Source organism: Pseudomonas sp. KU43P (assembly GCF_033095865.1).
Classification (GTDB): Bacteria; Pseudomonadota; Gammaproteobacteria; order Pseudomonadales; family Pseudomonadaceae; genus Aquipseudomonas.
Map to the genome: position 1 here is coordinate 5791828 of NZ_AP019365.1, position 22066 is coordinate 5813893.

The window sequence follows — 22066 nt, forward strand, 5'->3', positions numbered from 1 at the left end:
CCTTCAGGGGCAGAGGCATCGCGGGGGCTTTGACGTCCAAGAACCTACGTCAGCAGAAATCCAGCCAATACTGGCAGTTTTATCAGTGTGAAGCCCCTGCAAGTCGCTCAAACCTCAGTGCCAAGCATCTCGAAGCCGGGCAACGGCTTGCTGTATTTCCTGTTCCGGGACGGCAGCAAAACCCAGTACCAATCCTGAACGTAAGCCATCGTTCCCTGGTGAATCCGCGAGCCAATAACTGCTCAAGGCACTTAGCTCAACCCCCACCGCTTCGGCCTGTTCGATCAACTCCCTTTCGCGAGCGATCCCCTCTACTGGCAGCGTCAGGTGCAGGCCAGCAGCAACCACCGGCATCGCACCGACGCCGGGAATATCGCTTGGCCATGCCTTGAGCAAGGCATCGCGCCGAGCCAGGGCCGCCCGCCGCATTCGACGGATGTGCTGCTGGAAATAGCCCTTGATCATGAACTGTGCCATCACCTGCTGGGTTGAGACCTCCGAATGCCGGACACTCAGTGCCCGAGCCCAGGAAAAGGCCTCCATCAGCGGCCGTGGCAATACCAGGTAGCCAAGCCGCAGGGCAGGGAAAGCGACCTTGCCGAACGTTCCGACATAAATCACCCGCCCTCCCCGATCCAGCGCCGCCAAAGGCGCCAATGGGGCTCCGCTGTAGCGGTACTCGCCATCGTAGTCGTCCTCGATCACCCAGCCCTGATTGCGCTGCGCCCAATCCAGCAATGCCAACCGGCGCGGCAGGCTCATGGTGACGCCGGTGGGGTATTGATGGGCTGGAGTGACATAGGCCAGTCGACAGTGCCTGATCGTGTCGAGCACGGCGCAGTCCAAGCCCTCGTTATCCACAGGCACACCCACCACTTGAGCGCCCGCCAGGGCAAATGCATGGCCTGCCGCACGATAGCCGGGGTTTTCCACAGCCACACAGCTGCCCTTCTCCAGCAGCAACTGTGCACAAAGGCTGATTGCTTGCTGCGCGCCATGGGTGATCACAATTTGCTCAGCACTGCACGTCAACCCACGCGACCTTCGCAGATACGCGGCAATGAGTTCACGCAATTCAAGCTCACCGGCTGGATCGCCATAGCCAAGTTTCGACGGATCGGGATTTCGCCAGAAAGCCGCCTGGAGCTTGCCCCAGACGTCGAAAGGGAACAGATCGAATGCAGGAATACCCACGCGAAATGCGCGCGGCGCACCCGTTCTGGGTGGCGGCAAATGGTTGGATTTCAGCCGCTCAAGCGACTCGCCGCCTGCTGCTTCGCTGGATAAATCATCAGTATTCTTGGATGAAAATGTGGATAAAGCTGTTGATAACCCAAGGGATAACCCTGTGGATACTTTTGTGGATAGTTTTTCCAGTTGGGTGACGTAAGTGCCGTCTCCCACCCGACTCTCGATGAAGCCTTCCGCATAGAGCTGATCGTAGGCCCGCACCACGGTATTGCGAGACAACACGAGTACCCGTGCCAGGTCTCGGCTGGCAGGCAGCCGTGTGCCGCTACTGAGCCGACCATCCAGAATCCGCGCTCGCATGGCCTGATAAAGCTGCTGGCTAAGGCCCCTAGCGGGGTCGAGCGCAATTCCCGAGGGGTCGAAAGGCAGTACGACGGGGCGTTCGCTCATGGCATTGGACCTATGAAATAAGCCTTGAATGGATCTTACAAAGAGCCAATAGCCTGCCTAGGATGAAACCATTCGACAAGGAAAACGCCATGTACAACAGCAAGCCCCATCAGGAACACGACCTGCGCCGTCTGCATCAGCACATGCTCGACACCCGCCTGGCCGTGCTGGTCAGCCACGGCGAGCAGGGCTTGCTGGCGACTCACCTACCGGTGCTGGTCGACACCGCCGAAGGCGAATTCGGTACCGTCTACGCTCACCTGGCACGCGCCAATCGCCAATGGCAAGACCTGGAACGCGCAAGTGAAGCAATGCTGGTGTTTCCCGGCCCCGACGCCTATGTCAGCCCCAGCTACTACCCCAGCAAGGCGGAGAATCCCAGGGTGGTACCGACCTGGAACTACCTGGCCGTGCACGCCTATGGCCCGGCCGAGGTGATTCACGAATCTGCGCCGCTGCTGGACATCGTCAGCCGGCTGACCGACCGCCATGAGCAAGGCCGCAGCCAGCCGTGGAAAGTGGACGACGCGCCCAGCGACTACCTTGAAGGCATGCTCCGCGCCATCGTCGGTATCCGCCTGCCAATCGCCCGCCTGCAAGGCGCCCGCAAGCTCAGCCAGAACCGTTCGGCGCAAGACATCGCCGGCGTTCGTGAAGGGTTGAGCAGCAGCCCCGATTACTTCGACAACCAACTCGCGGCGCAGATGCGCCAACTCTGAAGGAAAAGCCCCATGCCCAGCGTTACCCTGCGCCCTGTCGGCGCCAACGACCATGCTGCCTGGCTCGCCCTGTGGCAGGCCTATCTGCGTTTCTATGAGACCGAGTTGCCCGAAGCCGTCAGCGCCAGCACCTGGCAGCGCCTGCTCGACCCCAGCGAGCCGACCTATTCGGCCCTGGCCTGGGTCGATGGCAAGGCGGTGGGCATGGTCAACTGGATCTATCACCGATCCAACTGGAGCATCGAAAACTCGTGCTACCTGCAGGACCTGTATGTGGACAGCTCGCAACGTGGCATGGGTATCGGCCGCCAGTTGATCGAACACGTCTACGCCACGGCCAAGGCGGCCAAGTGCATCAAGGTGCATTGGCTGACCCACGAAACCAACGCCACCGCCATCAGCCTGTACGAACAGGTTGCCGAGCGGCCGGGCTTCATCCAGTTCCGCAAAGGGTTGTAAGCCGACATGACTGACGCACTGAACTGGAAACCAGCTGCCGCACCAATGGCAACGCCCCTTGAAGGCCGTTTCATACGCCTGGAGAAGCTTGACCCTGCACGTCACGCTGATGAGTTGTGGGAAGCACTGCAGGGCCCGGCTTCCGATCCGGTCTTGTGGGACTACCTGCCTTACGGCCCCTTCAGCGAGCGTGCCGCTTTCGACCGTTGGCTCGAAGGCAATGCCGCAGGCCACGACCCGCTGTACTACACCGTCATCGACCGCGTCAGCGGCCAGGCCCAGGGTGTGCTCACGCTGATGTCGATCGTGCCCGACCACGGCCGCATCGAAATCGGCCACATCGCCTTCGGCGCCCCTATGCAGCGCACCCCCAAGAGCACCGAGGCGGTGTACCTGCTGGGCAAATTGAGCTTCGAGCTGGGCAATCGCCGCCTGGAATGGAAATGCAACAACGCCAATGCCCGCTCCAAGCGTGCGGCGGAGCGGTTCGGCTTCCAGTTCGAAGGGGTGTTTCGCAAGCACCTGGTGGTCAAAGACCATAACCGGGATACGGCGTGGTACTCGATTACCGATGAGGAATGGCCGCAGGTAGCAGCGGGGTTCGAGCGATGGCTGAGTGAGGAGAACCAGGGGCCGGAGGGGCAGGTGCGGACGTTGGAGCAGTGTCGCGGAGGCTGAGTTTTGCATCGGCTTTACTGGCCCTATCGCCGGCAAGCCGGCTCCCACAGGCACCCCACAAGCCTCAAGGCCTGCGATGTATCTGTGGGAGCTGGCTTGCCGGTGATAGGGCCATTAAATGCAGCACAAAAAAAGGGGAGCATCCGCTCCCCAGAGGTTAACCGCTTGTAGATGAAGGCTTCTGTCAGCCTTCGATCTCGATCAGAATTTCACCCGGCGTGACACGATCGCCCTTGGCTACATGGATGGCCACGATCTTGCCGGCGATGGCCGCCTGCACTTCGGTTTCCATCTTCATGGCCTCGGTGATCAGCAATGCCTGGCCAGCCTTCACCACATCGCCTTCCTTGACCAGCACATCGACGATGTTGCCCGGCATGGTGGTGCTGACGTGGCCCGGTGCGCTGGCCTGCTTGCGCTTGCTGCCACCGCCGCCGACGAACTCGTTAAGCGGCTCGAACACCACTTCTTCCGGCATGCCATCGATCGACAGGTAGAAGTGGCGCTTACCTTCGGCCTTGACGCCCACACCGGTAATATCGACACGGTAAGTCTCGCCGTGCACGTCGATCACGAACTCGGTCGGCACGCCTTCGCCACCATGGGCTACAGCGGCGCCAGCTTCCGGGATCGGCAGCAGGGCTTCAGGAGTCAGGGTGCCAGCTTCACGCTCTTCGAGGAACTTGCGGCCAATGTCCGGGAACATGGCGAAAGTCAGTACGTCTTCCTCGCAACGGGCCAGGGCACCGATGTCGGCACGCAGCTTGGCCATCTCCGGCTTGAGCAGGTCGGCTGGGCGCACATCGATCACTTCCTCGCTGCCGATCGCCTGGCGTCGCAGCTGTTCGTTGACCACGCCCGGAGCTTTGCCGTAACCACCTTGCAGGTACAGCTTCACCTCGTTGGTGATGGTCTTGTAGCGCTCGCCGGCGAGCACGTTGAAGAACGCCTGGGTGCCGACGATCTGCGAGGTCGGGGTCACCAGCGGCGGGAAGCCGAGGTCTTCACGAACGCGCGGGATTTCTGCCAGCACCTCGTTCATGCGGTTGAGCGCGCCCTGCTCCTTGAGCTGGTTGGCCAGGTTGGAAATCATGCCGCCTGGCACCTGGTTGACCTGCACGCGGGTATCCACGGACGTGAACTCGCTTTCGAACTGGTGGTACTTCTTGCGCACGGCGTAGAAGTACAGCCCGATTTCCTGCAGCAGTTCCAGGTCCAGGCCGGTGTCGAATTCGCTGCCTTTGAGGGCGGCGACCATCGACTCGGTGCCAGGGTGGCTGGTGCCCCAGGCGAAGCTGGAGATGGCGGTGTCGATATGGTCAGCGCCGTTTTCCACAGCCTTGAGCTGGCACATGGCGGCCAGGCCGGCGGTGTCGTGCGAATGGATGAATACCGGCAGCGATTGCTCGGCCTTCAGCGCCTTGACCAACTCACCAGTGGCATAGGGGGTCAGCAGGCCGGCCATGTCCTTGATCGCCACCGAGTCGCAACCCATGGCTTCCATTTGCTTGGCCTGGTTCACGAAGGCTTCGATGGTGTGCACCGGGCTGGTGGTGTAGGCAATGGTGCCCTGGGCGTGCTTGCCAGCAGCTTTCACAGCCTCGATGGCCACGCGAAGGTTACGCACGTCGTTCATCGCATCGAAGATACGGAACACGTCGATGCCATTGACTGCAGCCTTGGCCACGAACGCCTTGACCACGTCATCGCTGTAGTGGCGGTAGCCCAGCAGGTTCTGGCCGCGCAGAAGCATCTGCAGGCGGGTGTTGGGCAAGGCATTGCGCAGCTTGCGCAGGCGCTCCCACGGATCTTCCTTGAGGAAGCGCACGCAGGCGTCGAAGGTGGCGCCACCCCAGACTTCCAGCGACCAGTAGCCGACCTTGTCGAGCTTGTCGCAGATCGGCAGCATGTCTTCGGTACGCATGCGGGTAGCCAGCAGGGACTGGTGGGCGTCGCGCAGGATTGTGTCGGTTACGTGAATTTTCTTGGACATTATAGGGTTCCTCACAGGCCTGCGTGGGCGGCGATGGCGGCGGCGATGGCCAGGGCCAGCTCTTCGGGTTTGCGCTTGATCGAGTAGTTGGTCAGTTCAGGGTGGCTTTCGACGAAGCTGGTGTTGAACTGGCCGCTACGGAATTCAGGATTGCGCAGGATTTCCTGGTAGTACGCGGCGGTGGTCTTCACCCCTTGCACGCGCATGTCGTCCAGGGCCCGCAGGCCGCGGTCCATGGCTTCTTCCCAGGTCAACGCCCATACCACCAGTTTCAGGCACATCGAATCGTAGAACGGTGGAATGGTGTAGCCGGTGTAGATCGCGGTGTCGGTACGCACGCCAGGGCCACCGGGGGCGTAGTAACGGGTGATCTTGCCGAAGCTTGGCAGGAAGTTGTTCTTCGGGTCTTCGGCGTTGATACGGAACTGCAACGCATAACCCCGGTGGTGGATGTCTTCCTGCTTGACCGACAGCGGCAGGCCCGAGGCAATACGGATCTGCTCCCGGACGATGTCGATACCGGTGATTTCCTCGGTGATGGTGTGTTCCACCTGCACCCGAGTGTTCATTTCCATGAAATACACCTCGCCATCGGCGAGCAGGAACTCCACGGTACCGGCGTTCTCGTAGTTCACCGCCTTGGCTGCACGCACCGCCAGGTCGCCGATATAGGCGCGCTGCTCGGGGGTGAGCTGAGGGCTTGGGGCAATTTCGATGAGCTTCTGGTTACGGCGCTGGATCGAGCAGTCACGCTCGAACAGGTGGACCACGTTGCCGAAGCTGTCACCGAGAATCTGCGCCTCGATGTGCTTTGGATTGACGATGCACTTTTCCAGGAACACTTCGGCCGAGCCGAAGGCTTTGGTGGCCTCGGAAATGACCCGTGGGAAGTTCTGCTCCAGCTCTTCTCGACTGTTGCAACGGCGAATGCCGCGGCCGCCACCGCCCGAGGTAGCTTTGAGCATGACCGGATAACCGATGCGCTCGCCTTCGCTCAGGGCTTCATGGATATCGGCAACGTTGCCTTCGGTACCTGGGGTCACCGGCACACCGGCCTGGATCATGGTGCGACGCGCTTCGGTCTTGTCGCCCATGCGGCGAATGACGTCAGCGGCCGGGCCGATGAACTTGATTCCGCGCTCGGCGCAGATCTCTGCCAGCTCAGCATTTTCCGACAGGAAGCCGTAACCCGGGTGCAAGGCATCACAACCGGTTTCCACAGCAAGGTTGACCAGCTTGCGCGGGTTCAGGTAGCCGGCCAGTGGCTCGGCACCAATGCTGTAGGCCTCGTCTGCACGCTTGACGTGCAATGCATGACGGTCGGCGTCGGAATAGATCGCGACAGAGCGAATGCCCATCTCGGCGCAGGCACGCACGATCCGAACTGCGATTTCACCCCGGTTGGCGATCAGGATTTTTTTTATCACTGGAGTCTTCCCAAAGCCGTAGGAACAAACGAGCCGGTTCTACCGGTCGGCGCGTGACCAATCGTCGCTGGCCAGTCGCACATTCACCCTAGCGCTGTAGGTCGATAAACAAAAATCAATATTTGTTAGGGGCTGTATTAGCAAAGCCTTATAGTTCGGTAACAAGGTTTTGCTGGAGCCGAGATAAAAATGCGTAAGTCCTTGATGCGGATGACTTTACGTCAGTTACAAATCTTCAACGAGGTGTGCGACCTACGCTCCTACAGCCGCGCTGCGGAGGAGATGGCACTGACGCAACCCGCCGTTAGTCTACAGATCCGCCAGCTCGAAGAACTGGTGGGCCAGCCGCTGTTCGAGTACGTGGGCAAGAAGCTCTACCTGACCGAGGCGGCCGAGGCACTGCAGCGGGCCAGCCACGATATCTTCGGGCGTCTGGAAAGCCTCGACATGCAGTTGTCGGACATGCAGGGCTCACTCCAAGGTCAGCTCAAACTGGCCATCGAATCCAGCGCCAAGTACTTCGTGCCACACCTGTTCGCTGCCTTCAAGCAACGCCACCCGGAGGTCAACCTGACCCTTACCGTGGTCAACCGTGCGCAGGCAATTCGGCGCCTTTCCGATAACCGTGACGACCTGATCATCATGTCCATGGTGCCCCAGGACATGGGCTTGGAGTTCCTGCCCTTCCTCAACAATCCGATCATTGCCGTGGCACCGCCGGATCACCCGTTAGGCAAGCTTGAGCAGCTGCGCCTGCAGGATCTGGAGCCGCATACCCTGCTGGTCCGTGAACAGGGTTCGGGCACCCGCAAGGCCTGCGAAGAGTACTTCAAGGACAAGCGCGTGCACTTCACCCAGACCCTGGAAGTCGCTTCGGCCGATGCCCAACGCGAATGCGTGATCGCTGGCCTCGGCATCGCGCTGCTGACCCGCCACGCGGTGAACATGGAACTCGCCACGGGCATGCTCAAGGAGTTGCCAATAGAGGAATTGCCGCTGTATCGAAGTTGGTGCGTGGTGCAGTCAAAAGCCAAGCGACAGTCGCCGGTAGCCCTGGCCTTTCTAGCATTCATCCGCAGCGAACGTGCGCTTATCAGCGGGCTTGTTGAGCGTTTTTCGGGGAAACTGCCGCCGACGCCTGCCACACGGTAAGGTCCTGGAACTCAGGGTAATCAGCGAGTTCGCGCAACAGCTGGCGTTGGTCGCAATAGCTTTCGATCGCACGGCGGTACTCCATGCGACGCTGATCTTTTTCCTGTTGTTTGCGAGCCTTGGCGCTGGGAAGGTAAGAGCCATCGAAATCACGAGCCATTTGCTGTCTCCCTGATCGAGTGCGGGGAGTTTCAGACTGGCTCTAGCGGTTTACCGTTTGGCTGTGGATCCGTGACAAAACCATGAAATTTGCTGCGACCCTTAGCGAAGCAAATCGGGTGGAAACGCAGCGCCGGCAGAGGACGCTCTCAGTCGTCCATCGCCTTGATCGACTTCGGCGACAGGCGCAGGCTGCGCAAGCTGCGCTTGACGCTCTTGAGGTGGTTGACCAGGCTGGGCCCGCGCGCCATGGCCACGCCCATGGCCAGCACGTCGATCACCACCAGGTGGGCAATGCGTGAGGTCAGTGGTGTGTAGATCTCGGTGTCTTCGTGCACATCGATCGCCAGGTTGACAGTCGACAGCTCCGCCAACGGCGTCTGGCTCGGGCACAGCGTGATCAGGTTGGCACCGCTCTCCCGCACAAGGTTGGCGGTAATCAGCAAGTCCTTGGAGCGTCCGGACTGGGAAATGCACACCGCCACATCACCGGGCTTGAGGGTAACTGCGGACATCGCCTGCATGTGTGGGTCGGAATAAGCAGCAGCGTTGAGCAGCAGGCGGAAAAACTTGTGCTGGGCATCGGCGGCAACCGCACCAGAGGCACCAAAACCGTAGAACTCCACACGCTGCGCCTGGGCCATGGCGCTCACGGCCTGCTGCAACGCGTGTGGATCAAGTTGCTCGCGCACTTCCATCAAAGTGTGCAGGGTGGTGTCGAAGATCTTCAGGCTGTAGTCGGCGACCGAGTCGTCTTCGTGGATGGCGAACTGACCAAAGCTCGCACCCGCCGCCAGACTTTGCGCCAGCTTCAGTTTGAGGTCCTGGAAGCCCGAGCAACCGATCGCCCGGCAAAAGCGCACGATGGTCGGCTCGCTGATGCCCACGCTGTGCGCCAGATCGGCCATGGAGCTGTGCATGACGGCAGCCGGGTCGAGCAGCACGTGGTCCGCGACTTTGAGTTCCGATTTGCGCAGCAGGTGGCGCGATTGGGCGATATGTTGCAACAGATTCACGGGCTGGACTCGGTTATGATCGGCTGGCCGGGATGTAGCTTTCTTGTAGTTATACTACATGGACGCCAACCCGCCCAGTTAAACGAACGTGGAGAGTGGTGGTTTGACTATTCCTTGCGACATTCTGGTGTTCGGTGGCACCGGTGACCTGGCCTTGCACAAGTTGCTGCCGGCGCTTTATCACCTGTATCGCGAGGGGCGTCTGAACATTGCCGTGCGCATCATTGCCTTGGCCAGGCGCAACTTTTCGCGCGTTGAGTACCTCAAGCTCGCCGAGCGAAATTGCCGGGCCCAGATCGCCCGCAACGACTTCGAAGAAGAAGTGTGGCGGCGTTTTTCCGCGCGTCTCGACTACTTCCCCATGGACGCTTCTCAGAGCGCCGACTTCGGCCGCCTGGCGCGCTACATCGGCGAACCTGGCGGGCTCACCCGCATCTACTACCTGGCTACAGCGCCGAACCTGTTCGTGCCGATCGCCAACCACCTGCGCATCGCCGGGCTGGCCGACAACGAAGCGCGCATCGTACTGGAAAAGCCGATTGGTCATTCGCTGGATTCGGCCACGGCCATCAATGAAGCAATTGGTCATGTATTCGAGGAGTGCCAGGTCTTTCGCATCGACCACTACCTGGGCAAGGAGACGGTTCAGAACCTCATGGCCCTTCGCTTCGCCAATGCGCTGCTTGAACCGGTATGGCGCAACAGCCAGGTCGACCATGTGCAGATCAGCGTCTGTGAAACACTTGGTGTAGAGAACCGCGGCGGGTATTACGACCGCGCCGGCGCCACCCGGGATATGCTGCAGAACCACCTGCTGCAGCTGTTGTGCCTGGTGGCCATGGAGCCTCCGGCGCAATTCGATGCCGAGGCCGTGCGCGACGAGAAAGTGAAGATTCTGCGCGCCCTGAAACCGATCAGCGGCCAGGACGTGCAGGACAAGACCGTGCGCGGCCAGTATGGCCCCGGACATATCGGCGGCCAGGAAGTACCGGCCTATTACTTCGAAAAGGACGTGGACAACGACAGCGATACCGAAACTTTCGTCGCCGTCCAGGCGCACATCGACAACTGGCGCTGGGCCGGTGTGCCCTTCTACCTGCGCACTGGCAAGCGTATGGCGCGGCGCTCATCGCAGATCGTCATCCAGTTCAAGCCCGTGCCACACGAGCTGTTCAGCGGCGGCCAGGTCAATCAGCTGCTGATTCAGCTACAACCGGACGAGCGCATCAGCCTGCGCATGATGACCAAGAGCCCTGGCAAGGGCATGCGACTGGAGCCAGTAGACCTGAACCTGAACCTGGCACAGGTATTCGGCCAGACCCGCCGCTGGGACGCTTACGAGCGGCTGTTGCTGGATGTACTGGAAGGTGATTCGACGCTGTTCATGCGCCGTGACGAAGTGGAAGCCGCGTGGGCGTGGATCGATCCGATCATCAAAGGCTGGGAAGAGCATTTCCAGGCGCCACGCCACTATGCCGCTGGCAGCAACGGCCCGGAACAGGCCAATAGCCTGCTGCTGCACCTGGGAAGGCAGTGGCACAACTGAAAGGCTTCACGCTGCATCAGCGAAATGAAGGCACCTAGGGTGGTGGCGCCAGCATGGGCTGGCGCCAATCATCAAAGGGTATGAAACATGACTATCGAGAGCAAAGACTGGTACGCGCAAAACAACACCATGCCTGGTGATCAATTCTTCCGTGTCTACGGCAAGGTCACCGTCAACCACCCGGGGATCGAACCCGTCTTGGTGCCGTATGAAGGCCCTCAATTCCTGGACCTCGCCATGCGCCTGACGCTGAAACTGGTGGAGCACGAAGGCATCTTCCCTGCTGTCGTGTGCGAGAAAAATGTCAGCTTCAGTGCCGAGGCACTGACACAGAACGTTCCTTTCGTTGAAATCCGCCATGAAGGCAAGAGGCTGATTTCCATGCAGGTCCAGCAAACCTGCTGACCGCGCAAGGGGCCTGGTTGCAGGCCCCTCCTTCTTTTATCGGCACATCTCGAATCAGGTGAATATTTATACAGTAGAGATTTGCCCTCCCCCCTGCCTCCCCCTAGAATGGCCGGATGCACACAGACGACCTCTCCCTCCTGCTCAATTCCCTCAACGATGCCCAACGTCAGGCTGTCGCGGCCACGCTCGGGCGCCAACTGGTGCTTGCGGGCGCCGGTTCCGGTAAAACCCGCGTGCTGGTGCACCGCATCGCCTGGCTGATCCAGGTGGAGCAGGCCTCGCCGCACTCGATCCTGTCGGTGACCTTCACCAACAAGGCTGCCGCCGAGATGCGCCAGCGGATCGAGCAACTGCTGGGCATCAACCCGGCAGGTATGTGGGTCGGCACCTTCCACGGCCTGGCGCACCGCCTGTTGCGGGCGCACTGGCAGGAAGCCCGCCTGGTACAGAACTTCCAGATTCTCGACAGCGATGACCAGCAGCGCCTGATCAAGCGGGTGATGCGCGAACTCGGCCTGGACGAGCAGAAATGGCCCGCGCGCCAAGCGCAGTGGTTCATCAACGGGCAGAAGGACGAGGGCCTGCGGCCACAGCATATCCAAGCCAGCGGCGACCTGTTCCTGCAGACCATGCGTGATGTCTACAGTGCCTACGAACAGGCCTGTGAGCGTGCCGGGGTCATCGACTTCTCCGAATTGCTGCTTCGCGCCCTCGACCTGTGGCGCGACCACCCTGGTCTGTTGGAGCACTACCAGCGGCGCTTCCGCCATCTGCTGGTTGACGAATTCCAGGACACCAACGCCGTGCAGTACGCCTGGTTGCGCCTGCTGGCAGGCAAGCATGGCGGCAGCCTGATGGCGGTGGGCGACGACGACCAGTCGATCTACGGCTGGCGCGGCGCCAAGATCGAGAACATCCACCAGTACACAGCCGACTTCCCCGACGCCGAGATGATCCGCCTGGAGCAGAACTACCGCTCCACCGGTGGCATCCTCAAGGCCGCCAACGCCCTGATCGCCAACAACAGCGGGCGCCTGGGCAAGGAACTGTGGACCGACCTGGGCGAAGGCGAGCCGCTGACCCTGTATGCGGCCTATAACGAGCACGATGAAGCGCGTTATGTGGTGGAAACCATCGAGAGCCTGATCAAGGGCGGCAGCTCGCGCAGCGATATCGCCATTCTGTACCGCTCCAACGCCCAATCTCGGGTACTCGAAGAGGCCCTGCTGCGCGAGCGCATTCCCTACCGCATCTATGGTGGCCAGCGATTCTTCGAACGCGCCGAAATCAAGAATGCCATGGCTTATCTGCGCCTGCTCGAAGGACGCGGCAACGACGCGGCACTAGAGCGGGTCATCAACGTGCCACCCCGCGGCATTGGCGAGAAGACCGTCGAAGCCATCCGCGAGCATGCCCGTCACAGCCAGCTATCCATGTGGGAAGCGATGTGTCAGCTGATTGCCGCCAAGGCACTCAAAGGCCGTGCAGCCGGTGCTCTGGGTGCGTTCATCGAATTGATCGAAAACCTGGCCGGCAAAGTGGCGGACATGCCATTGCACACGATGACCCAAACGGTCATCGAGCAGTCCGGGCTGATCATCTATCACCAAGAAGAAAAAGGTGAAAAGGGCCAGGCACGGGTAGAAAACCTTGAGGAACTGGTCAGTGCAGCGCGCAACTTCGAGGCCAGCGAAGACGACGCCGACCTCTCGCCGCTCTCGGCCTTCCTCGGCCACGCCTCACTGGAAGCGGGTGAAGCCCAGGCCGACGAACACGAAGACAGCATTCAGTTGATGACCCTGCACAGCGCCAAGGGCCTGGAATTCCCCTACGTGTTCCTCGTGGGCATGGAAGAAGGGCTGTTTCCGCACAAGATGAGCCTGGAAGAGCCCGGCCGCCTTGAAGAGGAACGCCGCCTGGCCTATGTGGGCATCACCCGCGCCATGCGCCAGCTGATCATGACCTACGCCGAGACGCGGCGCCTGTATGGCAGCGAGACCTACAACAAGGTGTCGCGCTTCGTCAGGGAAATTCCGGCAGGGCTGGTTCAGGAAGTACGCTTGTCCAACAGTGTCAGCCGCCCGTTCGGAGGTTCGCAGAGCAGCACCAGTAGCCTGTTCGCCAACGCCAGCATTCCGCAGACCGCCTTCAGCCTTGGCCAGCGCGTGCAGCATTCGGTATTCGGTGAAGGGGTCATCCTCAACTTCGAAGGTTCCGGTGCCCAGGCGCGGGTGCAGGTGAACTTTGCCGAAGGCAGCAAGTGGCTGATGCTGGGGTACGCCAAGCTCGAGGCGATCTGACGCCTTCCAGGCCGCCATCACCGGTAAGCCGGCTCCACACAGGAGCCGGATCTGCCAGCCTGAAACATTCAGGCAAAAGCTCGAAACATTATGTCGCTGGTCATGTGCCCTGGAACCTGTGCACCATGGCGCGCGTGCAATCCACAACAGGGGAAATCCCATTTATGCAACGTTTTCTTAGCATCGCACTGGCGCTCTGCGTCGGCCTGACGCTGAGCCTGGATGCCAACGCCAAGCGTTTCGGCGGCGGCAAGAGCTCGGGCTCCGCGCCAATCCACCAGACCCGCCAGGCTACGCCAACCACGCCTGCTGCCGCGCCGACCGCTCCAGGCCGCGCACCGGCTGCTGCCAGCGGTGCTTCGCGCTGGCTGGGCCCGCTGGCCGGCCTCGCCGCCGGTGGCCTGCTGGCGTCCATGTTCATGGGCGACGGCTTCGAGGGCTTCCAGATCATGGACTTCCTGATCGTCGCACTCATCGCCTTCCTGGTGTTCCGCTTCATTGCCGCGCGTCGCCGCCAGCAGCAGCCGCAAATGGCCGCTCCGGGCCATGCGCCGTTCCAACGCGAAGCTCACGCACAGCCTGCCCAGCCGTCGATCTTCGGAGGTTCGGCCGCACCTGCCGCCGCTGCCGCTCCGGTCATCAAAGCGCCGGCCTGGTTCAACGAGCAGAGCTTCCTGGCCGCCGCCCGTAGCCACTTCCAGTCGCTGCAGCAGCACTGGGATGCCAACGAGATGGACAAGATCGCCGAATTCGTCACCCCGCAAATGCTCGAGTTCCTCAAGCGCGAGCGTGCTGACCTGGGTGATGGCTTCCAGTCCACCTACATCGACGACCTCGATGTGCAACTGGACGGTGTCGACGATCGCGCCGATCGTACCGACGCCACCCTGACCTTCCGTGGTGTATCGAAGACCTCGCGCTTCGACCAGGGCGAAGCCTTCAGCGAAAGCTGGCACATGGTTCGCGCCCAGGGCGAGAATCAGCCTTGGCTGGTCGCAGGTATCCGTCAGAACGGTTAACCGTCGCACGTTGTACAAAAAACCCCGGGCCTGTCCCGGGGTTTTTGCTTTTGCCAGAGTGGCCTACTAGGGTATAACGCGCAGCGTTGTCATCAAGGTTAGAGGATGTGAACCGTGGAAGAAGTGATCGAACAACTCCGTGAAGCCAATGAACCCGTGCCGGTGCCGCTGGAGCTTCCTGACGAAGACCAACTGGTCGAAATCGAGGAGCAACTGTTCATCAACATTCCGTTCGTGTTCAAGGAATTCCTGTTGACCGTCAGTGACGTGGTATACGGCTCACTGGAGCCGGTAACCGCCACCGACCCGCAATCGCACACCTACCTGCCCGAAGTTGCGGCCAATGCCTGGGATGCCGGGGTTCCGCGCGACCTGATCCCACTGTGCCAGGACGGCGACAATTACTACTGCGTCGAAGAAGACGGCACCGTGGTGCTGTGGGATGGCGAAGAGGAAGCCGTCGCCGAAGACAGTTGGGAATCGGTGTGGCACTGGGCACGCGACGTCTGGCTGGAAAGCTGACCGGTAAGTAGCCGTAAAAAATGATGGCCACAAGCCATCCGCCTTCGTAAAATCGCCAGGCCTTCTGCGCCTGGCGACATCGCTACCGCTTCATCCCCTCGGACTTCGGTGGAATCTCGCGCAGAGGGCATGCCCTCAGTGAGTATGGTCGCGGCTATTCTCAAGGGTCTCCAACAAGGCAATCTGCATGCGCGAATGCACGCGGATGAACCAACGCCACAGCAAAGCCACCACTGCCGCCGCCACCACTGCGATGATCAGCAATAGCTCGTTGGTCGGCAGAATGCTCGCAGACAGCGCAGACAGCAGCAGGAATATCACCAGAAGCGACAGCAGAGGTATCACCTCGGCAATCACACGGCGCACCCGCTGAGTATGTCGCCCGGCCATTTCCGGCTTGACCCCCATTTCCGCCAGTAACATCGACAGCGCCTTGAGCTTGCGGTACGCCGCGATCAAGAATGGCAGCGACAGCAGCAGCGCCGCCCCCCAGATCATCGCCTTCTGCTGGCTCACATCACTGATCCATTCAGCGAGCCATTCGCCGATGCGGCCAGCGAAGTAGCCACCGCTGAAGAAGATCGCAATGACTAACGCCAGATTCACACCCACCTGCAACAGGATGCGCCGGATCATCGCTGCCAGCATGGCGCTCTCGCCTTGCGGCTGGATGCTGCGCAACCATTCGCCATAGAGCGACAGCACGCGCGACAGCCGACTGGGCATCACCCTGCCAAGCTTCAGTGAAAGGGGATCGGCCGCGCGGATCAGGTAGGGCGTCAATAGCGTGGTAATGGCTGAAACCGCCACGGCGACCGGATAGAGGAAATCGCTGGTTACCTGCAGGGTCATGCCCAAAGCCGCGATGATGAAAGAAAATTCGCCAATCTGTGACAGACCCATACCCACACGCAGCGAAGTACGCCCGTCATTGCCGGCAATGAATGCCCCCATGCCGCAGGACAGCATCTTGCCCAACACCACCGCCAGAGTGATGACCACGATCGGCCAGGCGTAATCGAGCAAGACTTGCGGGTCGATCATCAAGCCGATGGCTACGAAGAAGATGGCACTGAACAGGTCACGCACCGGTTCGATCAGCCGCTCGATCTTCAGGAGCTGGCGCGACTCGGCCATGATCGCGCCGATCAGGAAGGCGCCCAGTACCATGCTGTACTCGAGCTTTACCACCAGCAGGCAGAAGCCGAAACACAGGCCCAGCACGGTAATCAGCAACATCTCGTTGCTTTCGAACTTCGCCACATAGGCCAGCAGCCGCGGTACCAGCAGAATGCCGATGACCAGCGCGACAATCATGAACAACGACAACTTGCCCACGGTGGAGAACACTTCCCCGGAACTGACCGTACCGCTGACCGCGATGCCCGAAAGCAAGGCAATGATGCCGATACCGAGGATGTCCTCGACAATCAGCACGCCGAAGATCAGCTGGGCAAAACGCTCGTTCTTCATCTTCAGGTCGTTGAGTGCCTTGACGATGATGGTGGTCGAGGAAATCGCCAGGATGGCGCCGAGGAACAGCGAGTCCATGGTGTTCCAGCCAAACCAGCGACCGATCTCGAAACCGATCCAGATCATCAGGACGATTTCCAGGAACGCCGCGATGAACGCTGTGGCACCCACCTTGAACAGCTTGCGCAGGCTGAACTCGAGCCCCAGGCAGAACATCAGGAAGATCACTCCCAGCTCGGCAAGAGTCTTGATCGTGTCTTCGTCGTGAATCAAGCCGAACGGCGGTGTGTGCGGGCCGATGATGAAGCCGGCGACGATGTAGCCCAGTACAACGGGCTGCTTGAGGCGATGGAAGAGGATCGTTACCACCCCGGCAACCAGCATGATCACTGCCAAATCCTGGATGAAGCTGATGGCATGCATGGCGCGATTCTCCTTTCTCGAAGCCCTGTAAGTAGATGCCCAGGCAGACCGCTCCTCTGCCGAGACAACCCCGAGCGAGCAGCAAGTACATACTGTATTGAATGCAGGAAAGCCCATGTTGCATGGGCGTACTCAGGTTAACATCGCACCCCGCCGCAAAATGCCGGTGCAATATGTAGAAACAGATCGGCTGGTTAACCGCCTGTGATGGCATGATCGGCGTGACCATGGCGCCGCAACCAACGTCCCGTACCAGAAGGCAAACTTAAAAAGGGGATACAGAAGTGTCAGCAGATAACGACCCCGATTGGCCCGATACCGCGCAACCTCACCGTGAGCACACTATGGAACCTGGAAACGCCCAGCTGAGCATGACCGTCCTGATGACCCCGGACATGGCCAACTTTTCTGGCAACGTACATGGCGGCACCCTGCTCAAGTACCTCGACGAAGTGGCTTACGCTTGCGCCAGCCGTTATGCCGGCAGCTATGTGGTAACGCTGTCGGTAGACCAAGTGATCTTCCGCGAGCCTGTGCATGTCGGCGAGCTGGTGACCTTCCTCGCCTCGGTCAACTATACCGGCAACACATCGATGGAAGTGGGCATCAAGGTGGTCACCGAGAACATCCGCGAGCGCTCGGTGCGCCATTCCAACAGCTGCTTCTTCACCATGGTCGCGGTAGACGACAACCGCCGCCCAGTGCCAGTGCCTCCGCGCCAACCGCATTCCAGCGAAGAGAAACGCCGCTTCCTTCAGGGCCAGCAGCGTCGGCAGATCCGTCAGGAGCTGGAAAAACGCTATCAGGACCTGAAGACCGACTCGATCTAGAACGCCAGGCGCTGCGCCTCGAAACGCACGCGCGGGTGGGCGATGCGATCCTGGGCTCGCACCAGTTGCAGTTCGTAACTGGCGCAGGCCTGGGTTTCCAGCAGCACTTCGTGCACCGCTGCCGCGGTGAACTCGAACGCTTGCGTCCAGCTGTCGCCCAGCAGCACACGCGCCAGGAAAAGACCCGAGGTAAGGTCGCCGACGCCCACCGGCTGTCGTGGAAACGCCAGCAGCGGGCGACGCAGGTGCCAGCTCTCGTCACGGGTTACCAGAAGCATCTCGAACATGTCCTGCTCGCGCCCCGGGTAGGCCAGGTGCTTGACCAGCACCACCTGCGGACCACGCTCCAGCAGGCTACGGGCCATACTCACGCAATCCTCCAGTGACTGCGCCCTTCGGCCGCAGAAGCTGTCCAGTTCGAGCTGGTTGGGGCACAGGATGTCAGCTTTTGCTGCGGCCTCGTCGAGCAGGAATTCGCTGACCTCCTGAGGCACGATGCAACCCTTCTCCGGGTGACCCATGACCGGGTCGCACAGGTACAGTGCCTTGGGGTTCACGGCCTTGATCCGCTCCACCCCGGCGAGGATTGCCCGCCCCTGCTCGGCGCTGCCCAGGTAGCCGGACAGCACCGCATCGCAATGGCCCAGCTCGCCGATGCTGGCAATACCTTCCACCAACGCGGGAATTTGCGCCGGGGCAAGCACTTCGCCCGCCCACTGGCCATACTGAGTGTGATTGGAGAATTGCACGGTATTGAGCGGCCAGACATTGACCCCGATACGCTGCATGGGAAACACCGCGGCGCTGTTTCCGGCGTGGCCGAACACCACGTGGGACTGGATGGCGAGCAAGTGCGGGGTACGTTTCATGCGCAAGGATTCCAAAGCTGTTTCAAGGATTGTGCGTCGCGCAGTATGAACTCGATTGCCACCTGTACGACAGGCCAGGGACGCAGTTAAGCTGGTTCGACCTGTTTGGAGCATATGCAAATGTTGACCCTGGAGAATCTCTTCGTCCTGATGCTGGTGGCCACGGCGGGCGCTTGGTTATGGCACAACCATGGGCTGCGCGAGAAGGCCCTGGAGCGGGTCAAGCAACACTTCGCCAAGCTGGACCTGGAACTGCTCGACGACGCCGTCGCGCTCAAGCGCATCGCCTTCGTGCGCGACGCCAACGGCCGCAAGCGCCTGGCACGGGTCTATGCCTTCGAGTTCACCGTGACCGGTGAACAACGCCACCCCGGTACCGTGACCCAGTTCGGTGCCCATAGCGTGCAGATCGAGCTGGCACCCTACCCGTTCGAGATCAAGACGCCGCCCCGAGCCGACAACGTGATCGAAATGCAGCAGTGGCGCCAGGAGCACAACCGCTGGCGCAACTGATCAGCCCACCCGGCATCTATCCAGAGCCCGCTGCAGCGTCTGCCGGGATTGCGGCTGATCGAAGATCAGCTCGATGCGTGTGTCGCGGCGCCATTCACTGGGCCGCCAATCCGGCAGGATGCCATCGAGGCCATTGAACGACTGCCAACCTTCAATGCTGTGGATAACCCCTTTGGCCCGACGCCATGCCCAGGCTTCGAGGAAGCCGCGAAGCCGCTGTGCATCAAAGCGCTGGCTTGGATGCCAGCGCCAGCCGATACTCCAGCCACCCTCCCCAATGTTGTCGATACAAATTGGCTGGTGCGGATTTGTCCACAGTCCGCCCGGCAGGCCATTTGAGATATCCACATCGAGGTTATCAACAGAAACCTGGGGTATTTGCCCTGTGGATGACATTGGAAGCTGATCGAGGGTGAGCTTTCCGTGCTCTGTCCAGATTCGATTCTTCTCGGAAATCTTGTTATTTATCAACAGCTTGAAATTTTCATCCACAGCCTCGCTTTTGTTCAAGACAACGAATGCAGCAGCATCAAATGCCTGTTGCTGAGCCTCACAAAGGTGCTCACCACGGGCCAGCGCTTGAGAATCCACGACCATGACCAATGGCTGCACTGCCAAAACCCCAACCCAAGGGGCATGGCTCAGTTGATCCAGTAATTGCAAGGGATGACCAAGCCCGGAAGGCTCGATGAAAACGCGATCAGGGCGCGACTTGCGCAGTAGCCGACCCAAGCCGACCTGAAAGGGCATCCCGTTTACACAGCACAGGCAACCCCCGGCCACTTCGGCAATGGCGATGCCGTCCTGGTCACTGGCCAGCAATGCCGCATCGAGGCCAATCTGGCCGAATTCATTGACCAGCACCGCCCAGCGTTCACCCGCCGGGCGCTGGGCCATGAGCTGGCGAATCAGGCTGGTCTTGCCAGCGCCCAAGGGGCCGGCAATCACATGGGTGGGGATGTTCTGCAGCATGCGATCACTTCACGGCGGATTTGCCCCCACTATGCCCCGTCACGCCAGCCAGTCAAGGCTGAGCAAAAGGCGCCGGGCCTGGCTGGCGGGGGAGCGATGGATCAGCCCGGCACCTTCGTTACCCAACCACCTTTCGCCCTTGAGCACCGCCACCTCACCGGCTTGCAACTGACGGATGTTATCCACAGGCGCTTCGGCACGCTGCAGACCTGACCGCTCGATTACCCCCTCCTCCAGCCATTCACTGCCAGGGCCTGTATAAGTAGTTAGCAGGCGCACCGGCACGTTATCCACATGAAAGCGTGGGCACATCGCCCCTTGCAGCACCCGTATCCTCAACCCGACCCGCCTTGCCCCAAGCAGGCAGGTATATGCCGATATCAACCAGGCGACGTCTGCGACGAAACCTTCATAGCCTTGCAGGTCAGTGGTCTCGTGCAGCAGGCCCTTCAGCATGGGAGGTTCGTGTTCATTCACATCCAGCACCCGTTCGTCGGCCACCGTTGGGTCGCGGCTGATCGCCAGTGCCGCGAAGTCTTCGAGCTGCGCCGGCAAACGGCGCTGCCAGACCGCCAGGTTGACGCCATCCTGAAAGATTTCAGTCAGCACCTTGGGCGATTCAGCGAAGGCCTGACGGATATCCACAGGCCGCAGCGCCATCTTCATGCCGCCTCCTCGGCGTGCCACGGCCCGAAGGGATCAGCGAGGCGCAACCAACCCATGGGCCCCAGCGCCATCTCTTCGTCATTCAACAAGCACGTGTCCAATGCTGTGGATAACGTGGTGAAGTCGATATTCTGCCCGATGAACACCAGCTCTTGACGGCAATCGCCAGTCTCGGTGGTCCAATGCTTGAGAATTTCTGCCGTGCCCTGTTCGTCTTGAGGCCAATGCTCGCGCGGTACGAATCGCCACCAGCGGCCACCCAGCCCATGGCGAATCATGCCGCCCGCCTGAGACCAGCTCCCCGCTTCCTGGAATTTGCTGGCCAACCAGAAAAAGCCCTTGGAGCGAAGAAGCCGGCCGTTGTCCCATTCCTTGTGGATAAAGTCGTAAAAGCGCTGTGGGTGAAGGGGCCTGCGTGCTGTCCAGGTACCTGATGCAATGCCGTACTCTTCGGTTTCAGGTACATGCTCACCCCGCAATTCCTGCAACCAGCCCGGCGCCTGCGCGGCCAGATCGAAGTCGAACAGCCCGGTATCGAGGATTCGCCCGAGTGGCACCTGGCCCATGACCATCGGCACGATCTGCGCACGCGCATTAAGGCTGCGCAAAATGGCCGTGAGCTCTTCACGCTCATGTCGGCTGATGAGGTCGATCTTGCTCAACAGCAGCACGTCGGCGAACTCGACCTGCTCGATCAGCAAGTCGCTGATCGATCGCTCGTCATCTTCACCCAGGGTTTCTCCACGGCTCGCGAGGCTATCGGCCGCTTGGTAATCGCGTATGAAATTCACCCCATCAACCACGGTGACCATGGTGTCCAGGCGCGCCATGTCGGACAGGCTGCGACCCTGCTCGTCGCGGAAGGTGAACGTCTCGGCTACGGGCAACGGCTCCGAGATGCCGGTGGATTCGATCAACAGGTAATCGAAGCGGCCTTCCTGGGCCAGCCGCGCCACCTCTTCCAGCAAGTCCTCACGCAAGGTGCAGCAGATGCAACCGTTGCTCATCTCTACCAGCTTTTCCTCTGCACGGTTGAGGCTGATATTGCGTTGCACCTCACTGGCGTCGATGTTGATCTCACTCATGTCGTTAACGATCACCGCGACCCGAAGTTGGTCGCGATTGCGCAATACATGGTTAAGCAAAGTGCTTTTGCCGGCACCGAGGAAACCGGAGAGCACAGTGACGGGAAGACGATCAAGCATGGTGAAACCTCTTCAGGCGGGCGCATTCGAACGATGCATTGCACAATGTTATAAAGTAACAATACAATTTCGCCAA

At 60.5% G+C, this 22066-nt stretch carries 21 protein-coding genes; 11 read left to right on the forward strand and 10 right to left on the reverse strand.

Annotated features, from left to right (window positions below; translation table 11 throughout):
* Positions 1 to 114: 114 nt before the first annotated feature.
* The gene (locus KU43P_RS26560; RefSeq protein ID WP_317660427.1) at positions 115 to 1641 is read right to left on the reverse strand and encodes a PLP-dependent aminotransferase family protein; all 1527 of its coding nucleotides are present in this window, start codon (positions 1639 to 1641) and stop codon (positions 115 to 117) included.
* 89 nt (positions 1642 to 1730) lie between these two features.
* Here KU43P_RS26560 and KU43P_RS26565 point away from each other — a divergent pair, with 89 nt between their 5' ends.
* Genes KU43P_RS26565 through KU43P_RS26575 form a run of 3 tightly spaced genes read left to right on the forward strand, consistent with a single transcriptional unit; the run spans position 1731 to position 3497 of the window.
* Positions 1731 to 2360 (forward strand): FMN-binding negative transcriptional regulator, encoded by a 630-nt coding sequence (locus KU43P_RS26565; protein WP_317660428.1) that lies wholly within the window; start codon positions 1731 to 1733, stop codon positions 2358 to 2360.
* 12 nt (positions 2361 to 2372) lie between these two features.
* A complete protein-coding gene (locus tag KU43P_RS26570; RefSeq protein WP_317660429.1) occupies positions 2373 to 2819 on the forward strand; it encodes a GNAT family N-acetyltransferase in 447 nt (148 codons plus the stop codon).
* A gap of 6 nt (positions 2820 to 2825) precedes the next feature.
* Positions 2826 to 3497 carry a GNAT family protein gene (locus KU43P_RS26575; RefSeq protein WP_317660430.1) on the forward strand — a complete coding sequence of 224 codons (672 nt, stop codon included), beginning with the start codon at positions 2826 to 2828 and terminating at the stop codon, positions 3495 to 3497.
* A gap of 184 nt (positions 3498 to 3681) precedes the next feature.
* Here KU43P_RS26575 and oadA read toward each other — a convergent pair whose 3' ends face one another.
* The gene (gene oadA / locus KU43P_RS26580) at positions 3682 to 5490 is read right to left on the reverse strand and encodes a sodium-extruding oxaloacetate decarboxylase subunit alpha (RefSeq protein ID WP_317660431.1); all 1809 of its coding nucleotides are present in this window, start codon (positions 5488 to 5490) and stop codon (positions 3682 to 3684) included.
* An 11-nt stretch (positions 5491 to 5501) separates the two neighbouring features.
* Entirely contained in the window at positions 5502 to 6917 is a 1416-nt protein-coding gene (locus KU43P_RS26585) for an acetyl-CoA carboxylase biotin carboxylase subunit (RefSeq protein WP_317660432.1), read from the reverse strand.
* 189 nt (positions 6918 to 7106) lie between these two features.
* Between KU43P_RS26585 and KU43P_RS26590 the strand changes: the two genes are divergently transcribed.
* Positions 7107 to 8069 (forward strand): LysR family transcriptional regulator, encoded by a 963-nt coding sequence (locus KU43P_RS26590; RefSeq protein ID WP_317660433.1) that lies wholly within the window; start codon positions 7107 to 7109, stop codon positions 8067 to 8069.
* On the opposite strand, the gene KU43P_RS26595 is transcribed toward KU43P_RS26590, so the two are convergent.
* Together KU43P_RS26595 and hexR are read right to left on the reverse strand one after the other, a co-directional pair.
* A complete protein-coding gene (locus KU43P_RS26595; protein WP_317660434.1) occupies positions 8011 to 8229 on the reverse strand; it encodes a PA3496 family putative envelope integrity protein in 219 nt (72 codons plus the stop codon). The genes KU43P_RS26590 and KU43P_RS26595 overlap by 59 nt on opposite strands.
* 148 nt (positions 8230 to 8377) lie before the next feature.
* Positions 8378 to 9244: a transcriptional regulator HexR gene (gene hexR / locus KU43P_RS26600; protein ID WP_008092286.1), complete on the reverse strand. Its 867-nt coding sequence runs from the start codon at positions 9242 to 9244 to the stop codon at positions 8378 to 8380.
* A 103-nt stretch (positions 9245 to 9347) separates the two neighbouring features.
* Between hexR and zwf the strand changes: the two genes are divergently transcribed.
* The 5 genes from zwf (at position 9348) to KU43P_RS26625 (ending at position 15039) form a co-directional block, all read left to right on the forward strand.
* Positions 9348 to 10790: a glucose-6-phosphate dehydrogenase gene (zwf, locus tag KU43P_RS26605; protein ID WP_317660435.1), complete on the forward strand. Its 1443-nt coding sequence runs from the start codon at positions 9348 to 9350 to the stop codon at positions 10788 to 10790.
* Positions 10791 to 10877: 87 nt separating this feature from the next.
* Complete coding sequence (locus KU43P_RS26610) at positions 10878 to 11195, forward strand: hypothetical protein (protein ID WP_317660436.1); 318 nt, start codon at positions 10878 to 10880, stop codon at positions 11193 to 11195.
* A gap of 116 nt (positions 11196 to 11311) precedes the next feature.
* Positions 11312 to 13498, forward strand: a complete 2187-nt coding sequence (uvrD, locus tag KU43P_RS26615; RefSeq protein WP_317660437.1) for a DNA helicase II — start codon at positions 11312 to 11314, stop codon at positions 13496 to 13498.
* A 164-nt stretch (positions 13499 to 13662) separates the two neighbouring features.
* A complete protein-coding gene (locus KU43P_RS26620; RefSeq protein ID WP_317660438.1) occupies positions 13663 to 14517 on the forward strand; it encodes a Tim44 domain-containing protein in 855 nt (284 codons plus the stop codon).
* Positions 14518 to 14631: 114 nt separating this feature from the next.
* Positions 14632 to 15039 carry an SMI1/KNR4 family protein gene (locus tag KU43P_RS26625; RefSeq protein ID WP_317660439.1) on the forward strand — a complete coding sequence of 136 codons (408 nt, stop codon included), beginning with the start codon at positions 14632 to 14634 and terminating at the stop codon, positions 15037 to 15039.
* Positions 15040 to 15174: 135 nt separating this feature from the next.
* Here the strand turns inward: KU43P_RS26625 and KU43P_RS26630 are convergent, their stop codons facing one another.
* Entirely contained in the window at positions 15175 to 16935 is a 1761-nt protein-coding gene (locus KU43P_RS26630) for a cation:proton antiporter (RefSeq protein ID WP_317660440.1), read from the reverse strand.
* A 344-nt stretch (positions 16936 to 17279) separates the two neighbouring features.
* Between KU43P_RS26630 and KU43P_RS26635 the strand changes: the two genes are divergently transcribed.
* Entirely contained in the window at positions 17280 to 17765 is a 486-nt protein-coding gene (locus KU43P_RS26635; protein ID WP_016394349.1) for an acyl-CoA thioesterase, read from the forward strand.
* Here the strand turns inward: KU43P_RS26635 and pdxY are convergent.
* Positions 17762 to 18634, reverse strand: a complete 873-nt coding sequence (pdxY, locus tag KU43P_RS26640) for a pyridoxal kinase PdxY (protein WP_317660441.1) — start codon at positions 18632 to 18634, stop codon at positions 17762 to 17764. The genes KU43P_RS26635 and pdxY overlap by 4 nt on opposite strands.
* A 120-nt stretch (positions 18635 to 18754) precedes the next feature.
* On the opposite strand from pdxY, the gene KU43P_RS26645 reads away from it, so the two are divergent.
* Positions 18755 to 19147: a DUF3301 domain-containing protein gene (locus KU43P_RS26645; RefSeq protein ID WP_317660442.1), complete on the forward strand. Its 393-nt coding sequence runs from the start codon at positions 18755 to 18757 to the stop codon at positions 19145 to 19147.
* Here KU43P_RS26645 and KU43P_RS26650 read toward each other — a convergent pair whose 3' ends face one another.
* The 3 genes from KU43P_RS26650 to zigA are packed head-to-tail and all read right to left on the reverse strand — an operon-like array spanning position 19148 to position 21990.
* Complete coding sequence (locus KU43P_RS26650) at positions 19148 to 20119, reverse strand: CobW family GTP-binding protein (RefSeq protein WP_317660443.1); 972 nt, start codon at positions 20117 to 20119, stop codon at positions 19148 to 19150.
* 39 nt (positions 20120 to 20158) lie between these two features.
* On the reverse strand, positions 20159 to 20785 hold the full coding sequence (locus KU43P_RS26655; protein WP_317660444.1) for a DUF1826 domain-containing protein: 627 nt from the start codon (positions 20783 to 20785) through the stop codon (positions 20159 to 20161).
* Positions 20782 to 21990 carry a zinc metallochaperone GTPase ZigA gene (gene zigA, locus KU43P_RS26660; RefSeq protein ID WP_317660445.1) on the reverse strand — a complete coding sequence of 403 codons (1209 nt, stop codon included), beginning with the start codon at positions 21988 to 21990 and terminating at the stop codon, positions 20782 to 20784. The genes KU43P_RS26655 and zigA overlap by 4 nt, the downstream gene beginning before the upstream one ends.
* Positions 21991 to 22066: the final 76 nt, after the last annotated feature.